Below are 284 nucleotides of genomic sequence, written 5' to 3'. Positions count from 1 at the left end.
GGGGAGCGGAGGCGGGAGAGGAAGCGGGCTGGGAACGGTGGAAGGGGACACGGTGACCACCACCTGTGACGAGGAGACGACGGGAGATCGGCTTGCGCTCCCACGATGAGGCTTCTCGCTGTCGCCCGCCGGAGCCCGTGGGCCACCCACCGGTTGTGGACAACTCCCTCACCCGAACGGGACGTTCCGCCTCCGGCACCATCGCCCCGGCCAGCACCGGCACCATCGCCCCGGCCAGCACCGGCACCATCGCCCCGGCCAGCACCGGCACCATCGCCCCGGCC

It is taken from the genome of Streptomyces sp. E2N166, from assembly GCF_003671715.1.
Taxonomy (GTDB): Bacteria; Actinomycetota; Actinomycetes; order Streptomycetales; family Streptomycetaceae; genus Streptomyces; species Streptomyces thinghirensis.
This window is presented reverse-complemented; position numbering follows the sequence as displayed.